The following is a 21,143-nucleotide window of genomic DNA, read 5'->3' as shown; positions in this document are numbered from 1 at the left end:
GATAGGATTTTGCAGCCTACCAGAACACACCGATTACTGGTCGATGTTTGCGCGCGGAAACCCCGCTACGCGTAGTGCACAGTGCCGCGGCCGATGGGTCCGGTTGCCACCGCCTCCTCTTCCTCGCGTGCAGCCATTGCGCTCTGCAATGCATGGATGGCAGCGATATCGTGCTCGGGCAAGCTGGAAAGCAGCGCGTGCAGCGCCGGTAGCGTGAAAATCGCCGTCAATGCCCGTGCGGCTTGTTCCCGAACATTGTCATCGTCGTCCCGCAGGGATTGCATCAATGCGGGACGCAACGTCGGCCATGCGTGCTCGGCATCCGCATGTGCGCCGCTTAGCAGATTGCGAAGCGACTCGACGGCTTGCGCGCGGAACTCAGCATCGGGGTCACGCAGCGCCGCAAGAAGCGTCGGCATTGCTGCAAGATCACCGCTATCACCAAGCGCCCACAGCGCCCCCCAACGGACGCGGTGCCCAAGTTCGGGTGTCTCAAACGCGGTGATGAGGTGTTGCGTGGCACGTGCGTCGCGCTGTTCACCGAGCGAACTGACGGCGTAGTAGCGCACCTCCTCATCCGCCTCATCAAACACGCGCGCCGCAATCGCGTCGACCGCCCGCGCATCGCGCTGCCAGCCCAGCGCGATGACGACTTCCAGACGCACGCGCGGCTCGGGGTCATTGGCAACGGCCAGCAACGCAGGCAGCACCTGCGGCGGACCGAAGCGCAGGCCCTGGGCCGCCTGCCGGCGGACTTCCGCCACGGGGTCGGACAACGCGGCCAACAGCAGGTCGCGCAGCGTGGTGTCCTCCGTGTCGAGGCATTCGCACAACGCATCCAACGCGGCGGCGCGCACGCTGCCGTCAAGGTCTGCCGTGGCGGTAACCAGATCAGGCATCGCGTTGGTGGTATCGCATCTAGCGAGTGCATGGATTGCCCAGATGCGCACGTCGACGTCGGTATCCAGATGCAGCCGTGCGCGCAATGCGGCAACCACTGGCTCGGACGACCACCGCCCCAGCACCTTTACCGCCTCTCGCCGTACCTCGGCGCTCGGATCCTTGAGAGCTTGAAGACATGCGGGCAGGTGCGCCTGCGCAACTGCCTCCGACTGCATGCCCAGGGTGAGGACGGCAGCGGCGCGGACGTCCGCCTCGGTGTCGTGCGTCAGTGCGTGCAGCACTGCGGATTCGGCTTGCGGATATTGGCCCAGGTCGTAATCCGCCAGCGCATGGACAGCGCTCGCGCGGAAGTAGGCATCGGCGTCGCGCGTGGCGGCCACTAGTGGGGGAACAAACGCATCATCCACGCCCAGATCGGTCAGGCTGACATTGGCACCGCGGCGCATGTCGGGGGCTTGCTGCCGAAGCGTGGCGATGAGCGCTTCGATCTCGGCGGCACGGTGCGCCTCGGCTGGCGCCGCATCAGCGTCGACAGCGTCAGCGCTGATGCGGCGATTGGCCAGCGCGGTTTTGATACGAGCCATCAGCGACATCAAGCCCATGGAGTGGCAGCTCCTCTACGTTCGGTCAAGGCCAGAAACGCGCCCACACAGGCGGGAGAATGAAACGCACCCCAGGGCGGTCTGCCGGCGGGCCGAGGATCGGATTCCGGCGAGCGCGGATCGTAGCGCGCATGCACTCGCTGTTGCAAGCAGCGCACTCGCGCGCGCCGCTGGCGTCTGGTTGGCGCTGCTACCTATCTCTCGATAGAAGGAGGCGACGGCCCCCGACGCTCAGTTCTTGGCAGTACTCACGCCATCCCGGTTCCACCATCCGCCTCCGAGCGCCTGGAACAACGCCGCCGTATCGGTAAAGCGGTTGGCGCGCGCGGCAATGGTGGCTTGGGTGGCAGTCTGATAGGCCTGCTCGGCGTTGAGCACGGCGAGGATGTTCACCTGACCAAGCGCACGTTGCTTGTCGGTGATATTGAGTGTGGTCTGCGCGGCTTGTTCGGACTTGAGCGCAGCCTTCAGTACGTCGGCATCGGCATCCAGCGCATGCAGGGTATCGGCCACGTTCTGGAACGCGGTGATGACGGTACCGCGATACTGCGCCTCGGCCTGGTCGACGCCGGCGTCGGCACCGCGCTTCTTCGCCAGCAACGCGCCGCCGTCAAAGAATGTCTGCGCCACGTTACCTACGAGGCTCCAGAAGACATTGCCGTCGCGGAACATCTGGCTGAAGATTTCGGCGGTGCCACCCTTGGTGCCGGTAATCGTCAATTGCGGCAGCATGTTCGCAATGGCCACGCCCACCTGCGCGGTGGCGGCGTGCAGTTGCTCTTCGGCTGCGCGCACGTCGGTACGCTGGCGCACCAGGTCAGACGGCAGCGACACCGGCAGATCTTGCGGCAGCTTGAAATCGGCAAACGTAAAGGTCTCGGGAATGCCCTCGCTCGGCAGCTTGCCCGCCAGGGCGGCCAGCAGGTCGCGCTGCACGGCCAGTTGTTTCCGCAGATTGGGGAGTGCCTGCTCGGCCTGTGCCAGCGCAGTCACGGCAGCAGCTACATCCAGCCCGGTGACGGCGCCAAACTGGAATTGCTTGCGCAGGTTGTCGACCAGCTGGTTATTGATGTCCACGATGCGCTGTTGCGCAGCGATCTGCGCGCGCAGCGAGGCCTCTTGCACTGCCGCCGCCACGATGTTGGAGGCCAGCGTGAGGTACGCCGCCTCCATCTGGAAGTACTGCGCATCCTCCGCCGCCTTGAGCGATTCAACCTGGCGCCGAGTCAACCCAAACACATCCGGTGCGTAGCTGATGGTGAGCTGCGCGGTGTGCAGTGTGTAGATCGGGGCACCCGAAGTGAGCGTGGGCGAGATGGTACCCACAGCGTTCTGCTGACGGCTCGGCTGATAGGAACCCTGCAGCAGCGGGAAGAACGAGGCCTGCTGCGCCCGTGTTTGCTGCTGTGCGACCCGCAGCGCCGCTTGCGCTGCGGCCAGCGTGGGGCTGGCGGCAAACGCATCGGCAATCACCTTGTTCAGCTTGTCCGACTGGAATGTCTTCCACCATTGGTCAGACACCTGCATGCCCGAGACAAACCGCTGCGCCTCACCCCCTTGCGTGGCGGCGGACGACGTCTGCTCCGGCAACGGCTGCGGCGTATAGCCGGTCACCTTGGGCGCTTCCGGCGTCTTGAAATTGGGCCCCACCGCGCACGCGGAAGCCAGCAGGCACGCCGCTGCCAAGGCAGTCAGGCGCAGCAGAACAGAGGCGGAATGTGGTGTGCGGAAAGCAGTGTTGGCGGGCATGGAAGCACCCAGTCTGATCGAATGGCGGCGATTCTAGGCGAGACGCCATTTGTTGCGAACTGTGATTCGTCACAGTAGACCGATCTGCAGGCAGCCAGCATCATCCCGGCAAATTTCCATCATCAGGGGTACTGCTGTGCAGGTCGATTACAAATCCGCAGCCCTCGGGGGCGCAATTGCCGCGCTTGCCGTGGGCGGGCTCATGTGGGCGATGGGGGGATCAGGCGGTCCAAAGCACTCGGAAGCCGCAACGCCCGGCGCATCCACGTCGGCCTATGGCGCGCCCACTAAGCTGCCGGCCGCCCCGTCTCGCGATGGCCAGGCCGTCACGCTCAGTGCTTCGCAACTGCAGTACATCAAAGTCGCACCGGTGGAGCTGCGCGACTTCGCCAATCGCCGCGAAGCCGTGGGCAACGTCGACTTCAATGAAGACCGCGCAGTGCAGGTGTTCACGTCCTACCAGGGCAAGATCCGCAATATCTACGCCAAGGTGGGGGATACGGTCACCAAGGGCAAGCCGCTGTTCGATATTGAGAGCCCCGATCTTGTACAGGCGGAATCCACGCTGATCTCGACCGCAGGCACGCGCAAGCTGACCACGGCGGCACTGGCGCGCGCGCATCAGCTGTATGACATCCAAGGGTTGGCGCAGAAAGACCTGGACCAGGCCATCTCTGACCAGCAAGGCGCTGAAGCTGCCTACAAGGCTGCCCGGGAAGCGCTGGCCGTGTTTGGCAAGACGCCGGCACAGATGGACCAGATTGTCGAAACCCGCAAGACAGACTCGGTGCTGACCGTGGCGAGCCCGATCTCCGGTCAGGTCACGGCGCGCAGCGCGCAGCCGGGCCTGCTGTTGCAGCCGGGCAGCGGCACTGCGCCGTTCACGGTTGCGGACGTATCGACCATGTGGATGCAAGCGTTCGTGCCGGAAGCGGATGTGCCGCTGCTGCATGTCGGCCAGCCGGTCAAGATTCATGTGATGGCATTCCCAGGGCGCACGTTCAACGGCAAGATCACCACCGTCGGCGCCACCGTGGATGCCAACACGCACCGCATCCTGGTGCGCTCGGAAATTGACGATCCCAAGCGCGAACTGCGCCCCGGGATGTTCACGTCGTTCGACATCACCACTGCGGCACCCATGAGCTCCCCTGCGCTGGCGACAGACGGCGTGGTACGCGAAGGCGACGGCACCATGACCGCCTGGGTCACGACCGACCGCAAACGCTTTGCCCGGCGCGTCATCAAACTTGGCATTGAGCAGGACGGCTTCGTGCAGGTGGTCGAAGGCCTCACGGCGGGTGAACTGGCTGCCAACGAAGGTGCGCTGTACCTGAGCACGGCAGCTGCCGGCAGCATCAACAGCGCCGACTGAAGGGGACCACCGTGCTGAAGGCGATTCTCAAGCTGTCGCTGCTGCGGCGGCCGCTGATCCTGTTGTTCCTGCTGGTATTCGTGGTGGCGGGGCTGTTTGCCTATTCCAAACTGAATATCGAGGCCTACCCCAACCCTGCGCCCGTCATTCTCGAAATCACCGCGCAAACGCCCGGCCTGTCTGCCGAGGAAATGGAGCGGTACTACACCGTGCCGATGGAAATCGGCCTGGCCACCACACCCGGTGTGGAAAGCATCCGCTCCACGTCGTTCTACGGCCTGTCGTTCGTGCGCGTGACGTTCAAGTACGGCATCGACTACTACTTTGCCTACACGCAGGCGGCACTGTCCCTGCAGCAGAACGTCAGCCTGCCCAACAGCGTGCAGCCGCAGATCCAGGCGTCGAGCCTGGTGGGCGAAGTGGTGCGTTATCAGGTAAAAGGGCCGCCGCACTATGGCCTGACCAACCTGCGCACCCTGCAGGATTGGGTGCTGCAACGCCGTCTGCTGACCGTGCCGGGCGTGGCGCAGGTCGTGAGTTGGGGTGGCACCACCAAAGAGTACGACGTCGAGGTCGACCCGAAAAAGCTAGAAGCCTATGGCGTTACGCTGCCGCAGATGATGACCGCCCTGGGTAACGCCAACATCAACGTTGGCGGGCGCACCATCAACTTCGGGCAGCAGTCGATCAATATTCGTGGTGTCGGCCTGATCGAAGACATCAAGGACATCGACAAGATCGTCCTCACGCAGACCAACGGCGTGCCCGTCCAGGTCAAAGACGTGGCGAAGACGAAGATCGGCTTCAAGCCGCGACTGGGTATTGCCGGGCGCGACAATGACAGCGACGTCGTCACTGCCGTCGTGGTGATGAACCGCACCATGCAGACCAACGACGTGGTGACGCGCGTCAAGGCCGAGCTGGACAAGATCAACACCGACGGCACACTGCCGGCCGGCGTCAAGGTCGAACGCTACTACGACCGCTCGGAGCTCGTCTCCGTGACCACGCACACGGTGATGCACTCGCTGCTGTTTGGCTGCTTGCTGGTGTTCTTCATCCAGTGGATCTTCCTGGGCGACCTGCGCAGCGCGATCATCGTCAGCGTGAACATTCCGTTTGCCCTCTTCTTCAGCATCCTGATCCTGCTGCTGACGGGGGAATCGGCCAACCTGCTCTCGGTGGGCGCGGTGGACTTCGGGATCATCGTGGATTCCTCGGTCATTCTGGTTGAGAACATCTTCCGCAACTTCCAGATGCCGGCGGCCGAGCAGGTACGCCTGCTGACGAGCCGAGACGCCAAGGTGCTCGGCCTTCGTGTGCCGGAGCGCTTGCGCATGATCTTTGTGAGTGCGCTGCAGGTGGACCGTGCGGTGTTCTTCTCAGCACTCATCACGGTGGCCGCGTTCGTGCCGCTGTTCACCATGCAAGGCGTGGAAGGCCAGATCTTCGGCCCCATGGCACGCACCTATGGCTACGCACTGGCCGGCGCGCTGATCGCCACCTTTACCGTCACGCCGGCGCTGTGCTCGTACCTGCTGCCCAAGCACATTGAAGAAAAGGAAACCTGGCTGGTGCGCGTGCTGCATCGGGCGTATCAGCCGGCGCTGACGTGGTCGCTATCCAACCGGCGCATCGCGGTGGCGATTGGAGCCATCGTCTTGGCGGCAACCGTCGCGCTGATGCCATTCCTGGGCACCGAGTTTCTGCCCGCGCTGGAAGAAGGCAACCTGTGGATCCGGCTGACCATGCCGCAAACCGCCTCGCTCGAATCCGGCGTCGTGCCGGTGGCGCGGATGCGGCAGATCCTGCTCAAGCACCCCGAGGTTCGCACGGTGGTGTCGCAGCATGGCCGGCCGGATGACGGCAGCGATTCGGCAGGCTTCTATAACGCCGAGTTCTTCGTGCCGCTCAAGCCGTTGGACCAATGGTCGTCCGGCATGACCAAAGAGAAGCTGATCGCGCAGATCCAAAAGGAATTCACGAGCGAGTTTGCCGGGGTTGGCCTGAACTTCTCGCAGTACATCCAGGACAACGTGGAAGAAGGCCTATCCGGCGTGAAGGGGGCCAACTCGGTGAAGATCATCGGCCCGGACCTCAACGTGCTGGAAAACCTGGCCACCCAGGTGCAGACCGAGATGAGCAAGGTCAAGGGCGTGACCGACCTGGGCGTGTTCCGCGTGCTGGGTCAGCCCAACCTGAACGTGCGCATCAACCGTGAGGCTGCGGCACGCTACGGGCTGAACACCGGCGACGTGAACACCGTGGTGCAAGCCGCGCTGAGCGGCTCGCAGGCCAGCACCATCCTGGAGGGCGATCGGCAGTTCGCACTGACAGTACGCATGGCACCGGAGTACCGCAGCAATATCGACGCGGTACGCAACATCCGCGTGGCCTACACGAATGCGAATGGTGGCAACTCGTACATTCCGCTGTCGGCGCTGGCAGACATCACGCTGGATACGGGTGCCTCGTACATCTATCACGAGAAGAACACCCGCTATATCCCCGTCAAGTTCAGCGTGCGCGGGCGCGACCTGGGCGGCACGGTGGAAGAAGCGCAACAGCGCATCGCCCAGAACGTCAAGCTGCCGCAGGGCTATCGCATCGACTGGGCCGGCGAGTTTGAAGAGCTGGAGCAAGCCAAGAAGCGGCTTGAAGTGGTGGTACCCATCAGCATCGTGTTGATCCTGGTGCTGCTGTATGGGCTGTTCAACTCGCTGCGCGACAGCCTGATGGCGCTGGCCGGCATTCCGTTTGCCATCACCGGTGGTGTGGCGGCGCTGTTCCTGACGGGGCTGGACTTCAGCATCTCAGCGGCCATCGGCTTCGTCTCGTTGTTCGGGGTGTCGGTCATGGACGGCATCCTGATGATCACGTACTACAACGACCTGCGCAGCGACAAGGGCCTCAAGCCGACTGAAGCGATGTTCCATGCCGCGCAGCAGCGGATGCGGCCAATGCTCATGACGGCGCTGTCGGCGTGCATTGGCTTGTTCCCGGCGGCCATCTCCACGGGCATCGGCAGCCAAGTGCAGCGTCCGCTGGCAACCGTGGTGGTGGGCGGCATGCTGGTCGGCCCCCTGATGTTGCTCGTGATCGTGCCGGCGCTGCGGATGGTGTTTCTCGGCAAGGAGCCGCCAGATGCCCCGCCCCTTGAAGAGGCACCGGTCTAGCGTACTGCCGCGCCCCCGGCGCGGCATGCCCTACAGCTTGATGATGCCCGCGCTCGAAGCCTTGACTACGGCTTCGATGCGCGTGGCCACACCCAGCTTCTGACGCGCGTTGTCGATATGAAAATCGACCGTACGTTTGGACAACCCGAGAATCGTGGCGATCTCGCCAGAGGTCTTGCCGCGCGCCGACCAGGCCAGTACTTCCACTTCGCGCTCACTCAGGTGCACCGGCGGCAGCGCTGCGCGTGGGCGCACACGCTTGGCAAGGCGTGTCTGCACAATGCTGATCAGGATCTCGAAATCGACCGGCTTGGTCACGTAGTCATCCGCGCCCAGGCGACGACCACGCAGCTCCGATTCGCGCTGCGCCATTGCGGTCAGAAACACGAACGGAATCTCGGCATAGCGCGGCGCAAGGGTCCCGACTTGCTCCAGCAGCTCGAACCCGGTCATGCCGGGCATGCTCACATCGCACAGCACCAGATCGGGCTCCTCGCGCAGCAGCGCTGCCAGCCCCGACTCCCCGTCATGCGCAACGGTGACAGCGTAGCCGTGTTCGACCAGCTCTTCGCTGATCAGCTCCGCGGTCTCGACGTCGTCCTCGATACAGAGGATTTTCGGAGCCGTTGCGTTCATGATGCGCTCATGTGAAGGTATGGTTACCGATGCTTCGCTGCAGCCCCAAGGACCCAGCGCATGACAATTCCGATGCACTCTCCGGAGCCGGCCCACAGTGCGCCCGCCTCTGGTATCTCCCCCAGGCGACGCCTGCTCGGCCTCGACTCTCCGTCAATCCTGCGCCCCATCCGGGTGCGGTTGTCGCTGGTGTTCGTGACCTTTCTTCTGCTGGTGATTGGCGTGGGTGCCTTCAGTATCAACCAGTTGGCCAGCTTCCACAGCGTGTCGGCACAGATCAGCGAACGCTGGCTGAAGAACAGCCGCATTCTAGGGGATCTGAACAACTACATCTCCGACTATCGTGCCGCCGAGGGTGATTTCCTGATCGCCTCGTCCCGTGCTGATCTGCGCGCGGCGGATCAGCAGGTCGCCACATTGGATGACCTCATTGCCGCGTCGCAGGCACGCTACGACAAGATCGAGCACGACGCCGCCGAGCGCGAACTCTATAGTCAGTTTGTTGTGCAGTGGAACATGTATCGGGAGCTGGCGAGGCGGCTGATGATTTCTGCCAAAACTGGCGAAGTAAAAGGCGCGACGCAGCTTTACCACACGGAGTCCAAACGGGCTTTCGACCTGGCCAATGACACGCTGGGCGTCATGACCGAGCGCAGCGTGGCCGGCGGCGCCGCTGAAACCGAGCGCGAAGCACAGGCCTATCACGATGCGCGGCAACTCATCATCGGTGCCATCGTCGTGGCGGCGTGCCTGGTCGTGATTGCGGTGGCTTACCTCGCCTATGCCGTCTCGCGCCCGATCGCCGTTCTGGTCGATCGAATGCACCACATCGTCAACAACGACACGCACGTCGACATTCCTGGCCTTGAGCGTCGCGATGAAATCGGCGATATCGCGCGGGCCGTGGCACGTTTTCGCGACAACACGATCGAACTCGGCCGCAGCAAAGATGCACTGGTTGCACAGGCAGCAGTTCTGCAGGACCTGCTGGACAAGGAGCGCCGCCTGGCCGAACTGCAGCGCAACTTCGTGTCCATGGCGTCTCATGAATTCCGTACGCCGCTCGGCGTGATTGATGGCCATGCACAGCGGCTCATGCGCATGCGAGAAGCGCCCGCGCCAGAAGTGATCGACGAGCGCTGCGGCAAGATCCGCGCTGCAGTACAGCGCATGACGCATCTGATGGATCATCTGCTCGATTCTTCGCAATGGCTCGACACCACAACGCCAGCGGCGATGCGGCGTACGAAATTTCCGCTGCCGGCATTGCTGCACGAGGTGTGCGAGATGCATCGGGACAGCACACCCGGCACACGCATCGAAGAACACATCGAAGCCGATGGACCCGACATCATCTTTGGTGATGCCAAACTGCTCTTTCAGGCGTTCAGTAACCTGATCGGGAATGCCGTCAAATACTCACCACCTGGCACGCCGGTCGGTGTGTATGTGCAAGGCGACGCCGAAAGCGTATCGGTGGTGGTGGAAGACCGCGGCCTGGGCATTCCGGAGCGCGACATCGAGCGGCTGTTCGAGCGCTATGTTCGCGGAGGCAACGTGGCCGGTACAGTGGGGGCCGGCGTCGGACTGTACCTGGTCAAGCTCGTGGTGGAACTGCACCAGGGCACGATTACCGTCAGCAGCGCTGAAGGCAAGGGTTCCAGGTTTATCGTGCGCCTGCCGCGCCTGGAAGGCTGATCAGGCGCGCCGCGAAGCCTTGAGCGCCAACGCCCAGGCCACCGTGCCGATCACGGCCCCGAGCAGGAACGGATACGAGCACAGATTCCCCGAGCCCCACTCGAGGAACGACCACGCCAAGCCCACCGCTGCGAGCATCAGGCTCCATTGCGCAGGTTTGCCCATCAGGTGGCGGACCACGCCGCTGTAAAGCAGCAGGCACGCCAGCAGAGAGATCAGTGCGGTCAGCAACGACATCGAACCCGTCGCCACCGTCTCCCAATAGGCCGACGCGTATGTGGCGGTAAAGCCGGCCTGCAGCAGCGTTGCAATGGCAAGCGGTGCGCGCGTCGAATCGGTGGTCTGCTGTGCTGGTGTCGATTCCATCATCCCCTCGGCTGTCTTGGTGTTCTTGCGGGCGTTTCCACGTCGACCTTCGGGCGAAAATGCGACGCCCAGATCGCTTGGGTGCGCAGCATAGCATTCAGCTAGCGCACAGCCTCCGCAATCGCCCGGCTTGCCGAACGTCACAACCCGTGACACACTCCAGCCGCTGCCTTTACCGGCAGCACGCAGGCGCGGCGGGCGCAACACGCACCGCTGCAACACGCCGCAGGAGAGACCGGGTTGCAACGATGCCCGGCGCCGATGGAGCAACCACCCCGGAAACTCTCAGGCAAAAGGACTGTGGCGTCGACTGCGAATCTGGAGAGAGGCATGCACGCGCATGCCCACCGAAGGGGAAGGCACTCACGCTGCACGCTGCGGGTGCCCAAGCTCTCAGGTCCCAAGACAGATGGGGTGAGCCGACCGGATCGTCCGGTCAACCCACCACTCCATAGGGACCGCCATGACGCATATCGTCATCGTTGGCGCCGGCATTTCCGGCGTCACCACCGCTTACACGCTCTCCCAACTCGGCTATCAGGTCACGGTGCTCGACCGGCATCTGTATCCGGCCATGGAAACCTCGTTCGCCAACGGCGGGCAGCTTTCCGCCAGCAACGCCGAGGTCTGGAACAGCACCGGCACGCTGCTCAAGGGCATCAAATGGATGCTGCGCAACGATGCGCCGCTGCTGCTCAACCCCAAGCCGTCGTGGCACAAGTACTCATGGATTGGCGAGTTCGTGGCGGGCATCGCCCACTACCGCCGCAACACCATCGAGACCACGCGCATGGCCATCGAGGCGCGCAAGCATTTGTTTGCGATGGCCGAGCGCGAGCAGATCGATTTCGACCTGCAACGGCGCGGCATCCTGCACGTCTACCACGACAAGGCCAGCTTTACCGCGGCAGGCAAAGCCAACGCGCTGCTCGTTGCCGGCGGGCTAGAGCGCCACGCCGTGAGCCCGGAAGACATTGCTGCCATCGAGCCCACGCTGCGCGGCAACTACTACGGCGGCTACTTCACCGAATCGGACGCCACGGGCGACATCCACAAGTTCACACGCGGTCTTGCGCAAGCCTGCGAGAAACGCGGCGTGCGCTTCATGCAAGGCGTGGATGTGCGCGACGTGGAAACCACCGAGCGCGGCGTGCGACTGCTGCTGCAGACCACACTGGATGATCGCCTCTCCACAAGCGCGGCCAATGTCGTGCAGGAGATCACCGCCGATGCGCTGGTCGTCTGCGCGGGCGTCGGCAGCCGGCATGTCGCGCAGATGGTGGGCGACCGTATCAACGTGTACCCGGTCAAGGGCTACTCGATCACCGTGCATCTGGACGATGAGGCGAGCATGCAAGGCGCGCCGTGGGTCAGCCTGCTGGATGAGAGCGCGAAGATCGTCACCAGCCGCCTGGGCGCGGGACGCTTCCGCGTGGCCGGCACGGCAGAGTTCAACGGCTACAACCGCGACATCCGCGCAGACCGCATCGAACCCCTGGTGGCCTGGACGCGCCGCAACTTTGCGATCGGCACCTCGCGCGTGGTGCCGTGGGCTGGCTTGCGTCCGATGATGCCGGACATGATGCCGCGCGTTGGTCGCGGGCGGCATGCGCGCGTGTTCTACAACACGGGCCATGGGCACCTTGGCTGGACGCTCTCTGGCGCCACGGCCGCGATGATCGGCGACGTGATCGCGCGCGATTGCCCGTTGCACTGATCACCAATCCCACAGCGGATCGGGCCAGGACAACCCAGGCCCGATCCGTTTGGGTGTTACTCGGGTGCGGATACGGGCGCCTCAGAGCGCAGGACTCGAACCGGCACGGACTTGTAAGACGGCGTGCCGCTTTCCTTGTCGATATAGTCCAGGGGCACCAGCACGTTCGCCTCAGGGTAGTACGCCCCCACGGAGCCACGCGCAATGCTGTAGGCGATGGCTGTGATCTTCTCCAGGCGTAGCTTCCGGCCGGACACGATGGTCTCGATGTCGACCAGGTCGCCATGTTCGAGCCCGCGTGCGGCAAGATCAGCCTCGTTCATGAACAGCACATCGCGTCGGCCGAACACGCCGCGGTAGCGGTCATCGAGCGCGTAGATGGTGGTGTTGTACTGGTCATGGCTGCGCAACGTGATGAGGCGCAATACCTCTTCGCCACCGAGGACACCAGCGTCTTCCCGTACGCCACCGTACACGGAGAACATCGCCTTGCCGGTGGGCGTCGGCCACTGGCGCTCGGTAGGTGGCAACGGCAGGCGGAAGCCGCCGGGCGTGCGGATGCGCTCGTTGAAGTTCTCGAAACCCGGAATGGTCTTCTCGATCAGGTCGCGAACCTTGTCGTAGTCGGCAACCAGCTCCATCCACGGCACCTTGCTGTGCGGCAACGTCGCCTTGGCCATGCCGGCAACAATGGCCGGCTCGGAGCGCAGGTGCTCCGACGCCGGCGTCAGCTTGCCCGCCGATGCGTGGACCATCGACATCGAATCCTCAACCGTGATGGACTGCGGGCCACCCGCCTGGACATCAAGCTCGGTCCGGCCCAGGCAAGGGAACACGTAGGTTTCCTTGGCCACCAGCAGGTGCGAGCGGTTGAGCTTGGTGCCAATGTGCACGCTCAGGTCCAGCTTGCCCATGGCTGGGAAGCTCTGCTCCGGATCGGGCAGCGCCACTGCAAAATTGCCGCCCAGGCAGATCAGCGCTTTCGCCTTGCCGTCGATCATGGCCTGCATGCCGTTGACGGCATCGTGCCCGTGCGCTGCAGGCGGCTTGAAGCCAAACACGCTTTCGATACGCTGGAGAAAATCGGCGGACGGCTTTTCCGTAATGCCCACCGTCCGGTTGCCCTGTACGTTGGAGTGGCCCCGCAGCGGACAAATGCCGGCACCGGGCTTGCCAAAATTGCCACGCATCAGCAACAGGTTGGCGATCAGGCGCACGTTGGCCGTCCCCTTGTTGTGCTGCGTCACGCCCATGCCATACGTGATGATGGTGGCGTTCGACTTGGCATAGGCCTCAGCAACCTGCTCCAGCTCGGCGCGCGTCAGCCCGCTGGCCTTTTCGATGTCGGGCCACGTTGCCGCTTCCAGTTCGGCTGCGAATGCATCAAAGCCCTGGGTGTGCTCTGCGATGAAGTCGCGGTCCAGCACATCGCCTTGCGCCGCCTCCATCGCCAGGAGGGCCTTCATGATGCCGATCAGTGCTGCAGCATCGCCACCGCCATCGACCTGGTAGTACGTCGATGCAATACGGGTCGAACCGTAGGTGGCCATCTCCAGGAAGTTCTGTGGGTCGGCAAAGCGCTCCAGCGCGCGCTCGCGCAGCGGGTTGAATACGATGATGGGCACGTTGCGCCGCGACGCTTCGTGTAGCGTACCCATCATGCGCGGATGGTTGGTGCCCGGGTTGTGGCCGATCGAGATGATCAGCTCGCAGTGTTCGAAATCCTCCAGCGACACGGTGCCCTTGCCGATGCCGATCGACTGCGGCAAGCCAACGCTGGTGGGCTCGTGGCACATGTTCGAACAGTCCGGGAAGTTGTTCGTGCCGTACTCCCGCGCGAAGAGCTGATAGAGGTAGGCCGCCTCGTTCGATGCCCGCCCGGAGGTGTAGAACTCGACCGCATCAGGCGGGAGCCCGCGCAGGATCTCGCCGATGCGGTTGAAGGCGTCTTCCCACTCGACGGCACGGAAGGTGTCTTTCTCGCGGTCGTACACCAGCGGATGCGTCAACCGGCCCTTGTCTTCCAGTTCGTAGTCGGACCATGTGAGCAGTTCCGATACGGTGGTCGTGGCAAAGAACTCGGGCGGCACGCGCTTGTTCGTCGCCTCCCAGGTCACGGCCTTGGCACCGTTCTCGCAGAACTGGAAGGTGGAGCGGTGTTCCTTGTCGGGCCAGGCACACCCCGGGCAATCGAAGCCCGTGGGCTGGTTGGTCCGCATCAGCGTGATCGGCGCCTGGAACTTGTCCATCTGGTCATGAACGGCCTGCGCCGTTGCCCGCAGCGCGCCCCAGCCGCCGGCAGGGCCGTCATAAGGCCGGATGCCGGGAACTTCGCGTCGATTTGCCATGTGAATCTCCATCGCCCCCAGCCAGGGTTGGGGGCTTGCGTTGGTAAAGCCGCTGCGCGGCCGTGGGTTGAAATGAAAGGGTTCGACAAACCTGATACGTCAGGCCTCAGATTCGGCGGTGCCTTTGGAGCCTTTGCTGCGCTTCTTTTCAGTGGTGCTCTTCTCTTGCGAGAGAGGGGCCTTCCCTTCCGTTGCGGGCGGCGCGAGCTTGTTGAAGGTCACCGTACCGCTGTCCTTGTCGAAATCCAGCTCCACGGTGTCGCCCGATTTGAGCGTGTCGCCCAGAATCTCCTTGGCAAGCCGCGTTTCGATCATCTGCCGCACCTGACGCTTCAGCTCACGCGCACCGAACTCGGGTTGATAGCCCTCCTCCACCAGGTGCTCGACAAGCGCCTCACCCATCTTGAGGGTAATGTCCTGTGCCGCCGCGGTACGCCTCACCCGGTCAAGCTGGATCTGCACGATCGCGCGAATGTTCTGCCTGGACAGCGCGTTGAACACGATGATCTCGTCGATCCGGTTCAGGAACTCGGGGCGGAAGTGGCCTTTCAGCACCGGCATCAGTGCATCGCGCAGCGCCTTGTCGGTCTTGCGCTCGTCTTCGGGTCGCTCAAGGTTGTCCATGATGATCGACGCGCCAAGGTTGCTGGTAGCGATCAGGATCGTGTTGCTGAAGTCCACCACACGGCCCTTGCCGTCAGTCAGCCGGCCATCGTCAAACACCTGCAGCAGCACGTTGTTCACGTCCGGGTGAGCCTTCTCGATTTCGTCGAGCAGGATCACGCTGTACGGGCGCCGTCGCACGCGTTCGGTGAGTTGACCGCCCTCGTCGTAGCCAACGTATCCCGGAGGTGCGCCAATCAGGCGCGCAACCGCGTGGCGCTCCATGTATTCCGACATGTCGATGCGGATGATCGACTGCTCGTCGCCAAACACCGTTTCGGCCAGCGCCTTCGCCAGCTCGGTCTTGCCCACGCCAGTGGGGCCGAGGAACAGGAAGGTGGCTATCGGGCGATGCGTTTGCCCGAGGCCAGCGCGCGAAAGCCGTACTGCATCGCTCACGGCGACGACGGCGTCGTCCTGACCGACCACGCGCTCGCGCAAGCGCTCTTCCATTTTCAGCAGCTTCTGGCGCTCTTCCTTCGTCAGCTCCGACACCGGAACACCGGTCAGGCGTGATACCACCTCGGCCACCGATGCCACCGTCACCTCCAGCGTCTCCGAACCGGTCTTGCGCTGCCAGGCTTCCATCTTCTCGTCGAGCGTCGTCTGCTTGGCGTTGATCTGCTCTTCAAACTGCTTGGCCTCATCAAAGCGCTTGCGCGACGCGGCGTAATCCTGCTCGCGCTTCAGTTGTGCGATTTCCGCCTCACCTTCCTGAATGTCCGCCGGACGCGATGTCGCGCCAATCCGCACGCGGGCCGCTGCCTGATCAATCAGGTCGATGGCCTTGTCGGGCAGGAAGCGCGATGTGATGTAGCGGTCCGCAAACTCGGCCGCGGCAACAAACGCATCATCGGCAAAGGTCACCTGGTGGTGCGCCTCCAGGCTGTCGCGCAGGCCACGCAGGATGACGATGGTCTGCTCGACGCTGGGCTCCGGCACAAGCACGGGTTGGAAGCGCCGCTCAAGCGCGGCATCCTTTTCGATGTACTTCTGATATTCATTGAGCGTGGTGGCACCGATCAGGCTCAACTCGCCGCGAGCAAGCGCAGGCTTGAGCACGTTGGCAATGTCGAGCCCGCCCTCGCCGCCGCCCTGCCCCGCGCCCACGATGGTGTGCAGCTCGTCGATAAACAGGATCAGCTCCGATTGCTTGGCGGTCACTTCGTCAATCAGCTGCTTGGCACGCTCCTCAAACTCGCCGCGATACTTCGCGCCCGCCACCATCGAGTTGATGTTGACCTCCACGAGGCGCTTACCGCGCAGCACTTCCGGCACATCGCCGTTGATGATGCGCTGCGCCAAGCCTTCGACAATGGCCGTCTTACCGACACCCGGCTCGCCAATCAGCACCGGGTTGTTCTTCTTGCGACGGGCCAACACTTCAATTGCGCTTTCGATCTCCTGCGCGCGCCCAAGCACCGGGTCGAGCTTGCCCTGGCGCGCCAGCGTGGTGAGATCGCGGCCAAACTTATCGAGCGTAGGCGTGCCGCTCGGCGCGTCCACCCGGCCATCTTCCGCGCCTTTTCCGACCACCTTGACGACCTTCTGGCGCAAGGCCTCCGGCGTCACTCCGTACTTCTTCAGCAACGCGCCGGCAATGCTCTCCGGCACCGCCGCCAGCCCGATCAGCAGGTGCTCAGGGCCCACATAGGAGTGCCCCAGATCCCGCGATGCCTGAAACGCATACTGGAACGCCTTCTTCAGACGCGGTGACACCGTGGTCTTGTCCATTGACGCGTCACCGTCGTCGGTGCCCGTCTTGGCGTGTTCGTCGATATAGCTGCGGATATCCTGCGCAGAAAGCTTCAGCTCCTTGAGCAGCGCGGCACAGATATCGGTGTCCGCAAGCACGTACAACACATGCTCGGTATCCAGTTCACGGCGATGCAGCTCGTGGGCCTTCTCCGCAGCACGCTGCAGCAGCTCAAGGGTCTGCTCGCTGAAGGCGTCGATCACGTCCACCGATTCCCGGGGGACCTCGGCAGAAAAACCTGCGCCATGTTCTTCAGCGTCGCCAAACTCATCGAACAGGCGTGACAGCCCACCACCTCCGCCCCCCAAAAGAGAGTCGAACGGATTGAGCATGCTTTGATGCCGCATGAGTTGCCGGTAGTGGTAGTCGCAGATCGAGATCGACTTGCGCTCGCCGTCTTGCACCACGGCGACACGCGCGACGGCGGGCCGGACATTGCAGATATCGCAGAGAGTGGACACGATGCGACAACCTCCTTCTATGAGTGCGCATCTCGCACGCTGCCGTCGCAAGCGCGATGCGCTTCATGCGGATGCGGCCGTGCAAGCCTGTCCGCTTACGTTAGCTGATCGCTGTATCCGCTCCAAGGTACAGTTGACAGCCGCCGGCCTGTGTACAGCGCACTGCGCTTGTCATCGCCGCGTCATGGCACAGCAAACACGTGATCCTGCACCGCACGGCAGGCAACGCCCCGCTGCGGGTGAAGAGCACAGAACTTGGCGCCCCAAAGGTCAAGCCATCACTAGGTCAGCAGATACCGGCGCTGCGGCACAACTTCGGGCGGAATCTCGCAATCACATAGCTCCAGGACGGACCGCTCGATCGTGCGCGTAATGGCATCGAGCGGCAACGCATTCGGTGCAATGCCAAACGGCTCGGCAACTTCATTGGCAATCGCCTCCAGTGCAATCAGCGTGTACGAGATGAACACACACAACAGCGGCGTGAAGAACTCCGTGGAATCCACCAGGCCAAACGGCAGCAACATGCAGTACGCATAGGCCGTGCGGTGCAACAACACGCTGTAGGCGAATGGGATGGGCGTGGACGCAATCCGCTCGCAGCCGCCGAGCGTCTTGCCCATGTCGTTGAGCTGCGCATCCAGCATCCAGCGTGTCGTGTCCGAAGTCGGCGCCTCGCCTTGCAAACGGACCAGGCGGCTTCGGATGTCATTGAGGAGCGCCGCTGGCCGGTAGCACTTGTGTTGCAGCGCTTGCGCCTGTTCTGCACCGAGCAGGCGCGTTAGATCTGCCGTCGGGTCCGTCTTGCGCAGCTGATGCTTGAGCGCATAGACAAACGCAATCACGGTGTTGGCCACCCTGATACGGTCAGCCTGACTCACGTGCTCCGGCAGGTAGCACAGCACCTGCGAAGTCAGCGCGCGGGACGCGATCAGCAGGTTGCCCCACAGGTGCCGCGCCTCATCAAAGCGTGCGTAGCTGGCGTTATTCCGGAACGACAGGAAGATTGCCAAGGCGAGGCCGAACAGCGTGAAGGGCGTCGTATTGAGCGGAATCTTCTCGCCCAGGATGCGGCCCTGCGTAATCACCGCCAAGCTGCTGAACACCGCCATGAACATCAGCTGCGGAATGATGGATTGCAGCACCGAGCCGTTCCAGACGAACAGCATGCGAAACCAGTTCTCCCGTGGTCGCACAATCATGATGCGTCACCCGCGCCCTTGAAATCGTTCATCGGTGTGGTCAGTGGTGGTAGCCCGGATCCCCCTCGCGCACCTTCCCCCGGAACACGCGGTACTGCATCGCGTTGTAGACGAGGATGATGGGCAGCACGATGACGGTACCGACCAGCGCGAAGAGTTGGCTGGAATGGCTGGACGACGCCTGCCAGATCGTCAACGACGGCGGCACGATGTTCGGCCAGATACTGATGACCAGCCCCGTATAGCCCAGGAAGACCAGCGCGAGCGCCAGCAGGAATGGCGTTGCGTGATGATGCGCGCGCCGGCTGGCGCTGAAAATGCCCCAGACACAGGCCACCACTAGAATGGGCACCGGCAAAAACCAGCCGAGATTGCCGCTGCCGAACCAGCGATGCGCAACCGCAGGCAGCCCGATCACCGTCCACAGGCTGATGACCGCCATGATGCCGAGCAAGACACCCGTGAGCGGCCGCATCAGCAAGCGCATCTCGTGCTGGAGCCTGCCTTCCGTCTTCATGATGAGCCAGCCACAGCCGAGCATGGCGTAGGTGAACATCACACCGAACCCGCAGAACAGGCTGAACGGCGACAGCCAATCAAATGCACCGCCAACAAACCGTCCATCGGCAATCTTGATCCCCTGCAGCAGCGAGCCCAGCACGATGCCCTGGCAGAACGCCGCCAGGGCGGAACCGCAGATGAATGCGAGATCCCACAGGTTCTGCGTGCGGCGTGCCTTGCCACGCAACTCGAACGCCGCACCGCGAAAGATCAGCCCCACCACCATCAGGATCAGCGGCAGGTAGTTGGCCGGCAGCAGCGTTGAGTACACCACCGGAAACGCCCCATACAGCCCCGCGCCGCCCAGCACGAGAAACGTCTCGTTGCCGTCCCACACAGGCGCGACCGTGTTCATCATCACTTGCCGGTGCGCCTTGGACTCAAAGAACGGAAACAGCAGGCCGATGCCCAGGTCGAAGCCGTCCAGCATGACGTACAGGAACACGCCGAACCCGATGATTCCGGCCCAGATGACCGGCAGATCGATTTGCATGGCTTTACTCCCCTTGCAGCGCGTCCAAGGCGCGGTTGTGCAATTCCGGATGCTTGCGCGCAGTGCTGTGCGCGTCGGCCTGCGCCACCGGCCCGCGCCGCATGAGCTTGAGCATGTAATACACGCCCATGCCAAACACCGCGAAGTAGACGATCACAAAGATCAACAGCGACACCCCGGCAAGCTGCGCGCTGACAGGCGAGACGGAGTCCGCCGTACGCAGCACGCCGTAGACCGTCCACGGCTGCCGGCCAACCTCGGTCGTCACCCACCCTGCGAGCAACGCCACCAGGCCGGATGGGCCCATACAGAGCACGAAGCGCTGGAACCAGCGGGCTTCGTACAGCCGCCCGCCCTTTCGCAGCAGCAGGCCCAGCACCGCTGTGAGCAGCATCAGCATGCCCAGCCCGGCCATGATCCGGAACGACCAGAAAACGATGGGCGAATACGGCCGCTCTTCCTTCGGGAATTCCTTCAGGCCACGAATCTCGCCATCCCAGCTATGCGTCAGGATCAGGCTACCCAGGTGCGGCACCTGCACCGCATAGCGGGTCACCTCGGAGTCCATGTCAGGCAAGCCGAACAGGTTGAGCGCGGTGCCGCCCTTTTCGGTGTCCCATAGGCCTTCGATGGCAGCGATCTTGGCGGGCTGATACTCGCGCGTGTTCAGGCCGTGCGCGTCACCGATAAAGATCTGGATGGGCGCGAGCAGCAACAGCAGCCAGAGCGCCATGGAGAAGCTGCGCTTGACTGGCACGTCACGCCGCCCGCGCAGCAAGTGCCACGCACCGCATGCCGCCACCATGAAGCCCGCCACGATAAACGCGGCAATCGTCATATGCGCCAGTCGATACGGGAACGACGGGTTGAACACCACCTTCAGCCAGTCGACCGGCACGATGCGGCCGTTCTCGATGGCGAACCCCTGCGGTGTCTGCATGAAGCTGTTCGAGGCCAGAATCCAGAAGGTGGAGATCAACGTGCCCAGTGCCACCATCAGCGTGGCAAAGAAGTGCGCACGCGGGCTGACGCGCTCCCAGCCAAACAGCACGATGCCGAGAAACCCCGCCTCCAGGAAGAATGCGGTCAGCACTTCGTAGTGCAACAGCGGCCCCGTGATGTTGCCCGCCACCTGCGAGAACCCGCTCCAGTTGGTACCGAACTCGTAGGCCATCACCACGCCCGACACCACCCCCATGCCAAAGCCGATGGCGAAGATCTTCGACCAGAACAGGAACATGTCCTTGTAGGCCTGGTCTCCCGTCAGTAGCCAGCGCCATTCCAGTACCGCCAGAAAGCTGGCCATGCCGATGCTGATGGCTGGAAAGACGATATGGAAGGACACCGTGAACGCAAACTGCAATCTTGCGAGATGAAGTGCATCGAAGATTTCCATGATGTCTAAGGCTCTGGGTGACAGCGGGACACTGCCGCATT

The 21,143-nt window shown here is 63.2% G+C and carries 13 protein-coding genes and 1 riboswitch; of the genes, 4 read left to right on the top strand and 9 right to left on the bottom strand.

Translation table 11 applies throughout. The features are described from left to right. Positions 1-65 precede the first annotated feature (65 nt). Entirely contained in the window at positions 66-1,487 is a 1,422-nt protein-coding gene (locus F7R11_RS26135; RefSeq protein WP_167317218.1) for a HEAT repeat domain-containing protein, read from the bottom strand. 249 nt (positions 1,488-1,736) lie between these two features. After that, on the bottom strand, positions 1,737-3,254 hold the full coding sequence (locus F7R11_RS26130) for an efflux transporter outer membrane subunit (RefSeq protein ID WP_064807068.1): 1,518 nt from the start codon (positions 3,252-3,254) through the stop codon (positions 1,737-1,739). Between the two features lie 136 nt (positions 3,255-3,390). Here F7R11_RS26130 and F7R11_RS26125 point away from each other — a divergent pair, with 136 nt between their 5' ends. After that, positions 3,391-4,629, top strand: coding sequence for an efflux RND transporter periplasmic adaptor subunit (locus F7R11_RS26125; protein WP_064807065.1), 1,239 nt, complete (start codon positions 3,391-3,393; stop codon positions 4,627-4,629). A gap of 11 nt (positions 4,630-4,640) precedes the next feature. Then, entirely contained in the window at positions 4,641-7,805 is a 3,165-nt protein-coding gene (locus F7R11_RS26120) for an efflux RND transporter permease subunit (protein ID WP_064807062.1), read from the top strand. A 30-nt stretch (positions 7,806-7,835) separates the two neighbouring features. On the opposite strand, the gene F7R11_RS26115 is transcribed toward F7R11_RS26120, so the two are convergent. Next, positions 7,836-8,441 (bottom strand): response regulator transcription factor, encoded by a 606-nt coding sequence (locus tag F7R11_RS26115; protein WP_021192509.1) that lies wholly within the window; start codon positions 8,439-8,441, stop codon positions 7,836-7,838. Positions 8,442-8,513: 72 nt separating this feature from the next. Between F7R11_RS26115 and F7R11_RS26110 the strand changes: the two genes are divergently transcribed. Continuing rightward, a complete protein-coding gene (locus F7R11_RS26110; RefSeq protein WP_064807060.1) occupies positions 8,514-10,139 on the top strand; it encodes a sensor histidine kinase in 1,626 nt (541 codons plus the stop codon). Here F7R11_RS26110 and F7R11_RS26105 read toward each other — a convergent pair whose 3' ends face one another. Then, a complete protein-coding gene (locus tag F7R11_RS26105; protein WP_151180576.1) occupies positions 10,140-10,505 on the bottom strand; it encodes a hypothetical protein in 366 nt (121 codons plus the stop codon). A 216-nt stretch (positions 10,506-10,721) separates the two neighbouring features. Further along, positions 10,722-10,816: riboswitch (glycine riboswitch) on the top strand. 152 nt (positions 10,817-10,968) lie between these two features. Between F7R11_RS26105 and F7R11_RS26100 the strand changes: the two genes are divergently transcribed. Next, the gene (locus tag F7R11_RS26100) at positions 10,969-12,222 is read left to right on the top strand and encodes a D-amino acid dehydrogenase (protein WP_064807055.1); all 1,254 of its coding nucleotides are present in this window, start codon (positions 10,969-10,971) and stop codon (positions 12,220-12,222) included. Positions 12,223-12,278: 56 nt separating this feature from the next. On the opposite strand, the gene F7R11_RS26095 is transcribed toward F7R11_RS26100, so the two are convergent. The 5 genes from F7R11_RS26095 to F7R11_RS26075 all read right to left on the bottom strand — a co-directional run bounded on the left by F7R11_RS26095 (position 12,279) and on the right by F7R11_RS26075 (position 21,102). Beyond that, the gene (locus F7R11_RS26095) at positions 12,279-14,570 is read right to left on the bottom strand and encodes an FdhF/YdeP family oxidoreductase (RefSeq protein ID WP_064807053.1); all 2,292 of its coding nucleotides are present in this window, start codon (positions 14,568-14,570) and stop codon (positions 12,279-12,281) included. A 99-nt stretch (positions 14,571-14,669) separates the two neighbouring features. Then, positions 14,670-17,450, bottom strand: a complete 2,781-nt coding sequence (locus F7R11_RS26090) for an ATP-dependent Clp protease ATP-binding subunit (protein WP_082932912.1) — start codon at positions 17,448-17,450, stop codon at positions 14,670-14,672. Between the two features lie 281 nt (positions 17,451-17,731). Continuing rightward, positions 17,732-18,652, bottom strand: coding sequence for a bestrophin family protein (locus F7R11_RS26085; RefSeq protein ID WP_064807052.1), 921 nt, complete (start codon positions 18,650-18,652; stop codon positions 17,732-17,734). 40 nt (positions 18,653-18,692) lie between these two features. Next, complete coding sequence (gene cydB / locus F7R11_RS26080; protein WP_064807049.1) at positions 18,693-19,706, bottom strand: cytochrome d ubiquinol oxidase subunit II; 1,014 nt, start codon at positions 19,704-19,706, stop codon at positions 18,693-18,695. A gap of 4 nt (positions 19,707-19,710) precedes the next feature. After that, a complete protein-coding gene (locus F7R11_RS26075; RefSeq protein WP_064807046.1) occupies positions 19,711-21,102 on the bottom strand; it encodes a cytochrome ubiquinol oxidase subunit I in 1,392 nt (463 codons plus the stop codon). Between the last annotated feature and the right edge of the window lie 41 nt (positions 21,103-21,143).

The organism is Ralstonia insidiosa (assembly GCF_008801405.1).
GTDB lineage: Bacteria > Pseudomonadota > Gammaproteobacteria > Burkholderiales > Burkholderiaceae > Ralstonia > Ralstonia insidiosa.
The sequence above is the reverse complement of the archived record's forward strand: the minus strand, read 5'-3'. Positions and strand labels throughout refer to the sequence as shown.

Bases quoted from the DNA above. Each gene is read 5' to 3' on its own strand.
- F7R11_RS26130 (WP_064807068.1), bottom strand. From the start codon at position 3,254: ATGCCCGCCAACACTGCTTTCCGCACACCACATTCCGCCTCTGTTCTG.
- cydB (WP_064807049.1), bottom strand. From the start codon at position 19,706: ATGCAAATCGATCTGCCGGTCATCTGGGCCGGAATCATCGGGTTCGGC.
- F7R11_RS26100 (WP_064807055.1), top strand. From the start codon at position 10,969: ATGACGCATATCGTCATCGTTGGCGCCGGCATTTCCGGCGTCACCACC.
- F7R11_RS26115 (WP_021192509.1), bottom strand. From the start codon at position 8,441: ATGAACGCAACGGCTCCGAAAATCCTCTGTATCGAGGACGACGTCGAG.
- F7R11_RS26085 (WP_064807052.1), bottom strand. From the start codon at position 18,652: ATGATTGTGCGACCACGGGAGAACTGGTTTCGCATGCTGTTCGTCTGG.
- F7R11_RS26075 (WP_064807046.1), bottom strand. From the start codon at position 21,102: ATGGAAATCTTCGATGCACTTCATCTCGCAAGATTGCAGTTTGCGTTC.
- F7R11_RS26135 (WP_167317218.1), bottom strand. From the start codon at position 1,487: ATGGCTCGTATCAAAACCGCGCTGGCCAATCGCCGCATCAGCGCTGAC.
- F7R11_RS26095 (WP_064807053.1), bottom strand. From the start codon at position 14,570: ATGGCAAATCGACGCGAAGTTCCCGGCATCCGGCCTTATGACGGCCCT.
- F7R11_RS26105 (WP_151180576.1), bottom strand. From the start codon at position 10,505: ATGGAATCGACACCAGCACAGCAGACCACCGATTCGACGCGCGCACCG.
- F7R11_RS26110 (WP_064807060.1), top strand. From the start codon at position 8,514: ATGCACTCTCCGGAGCCGGCCCACAGTGCGCCCGCCTCTGGTATCTCC.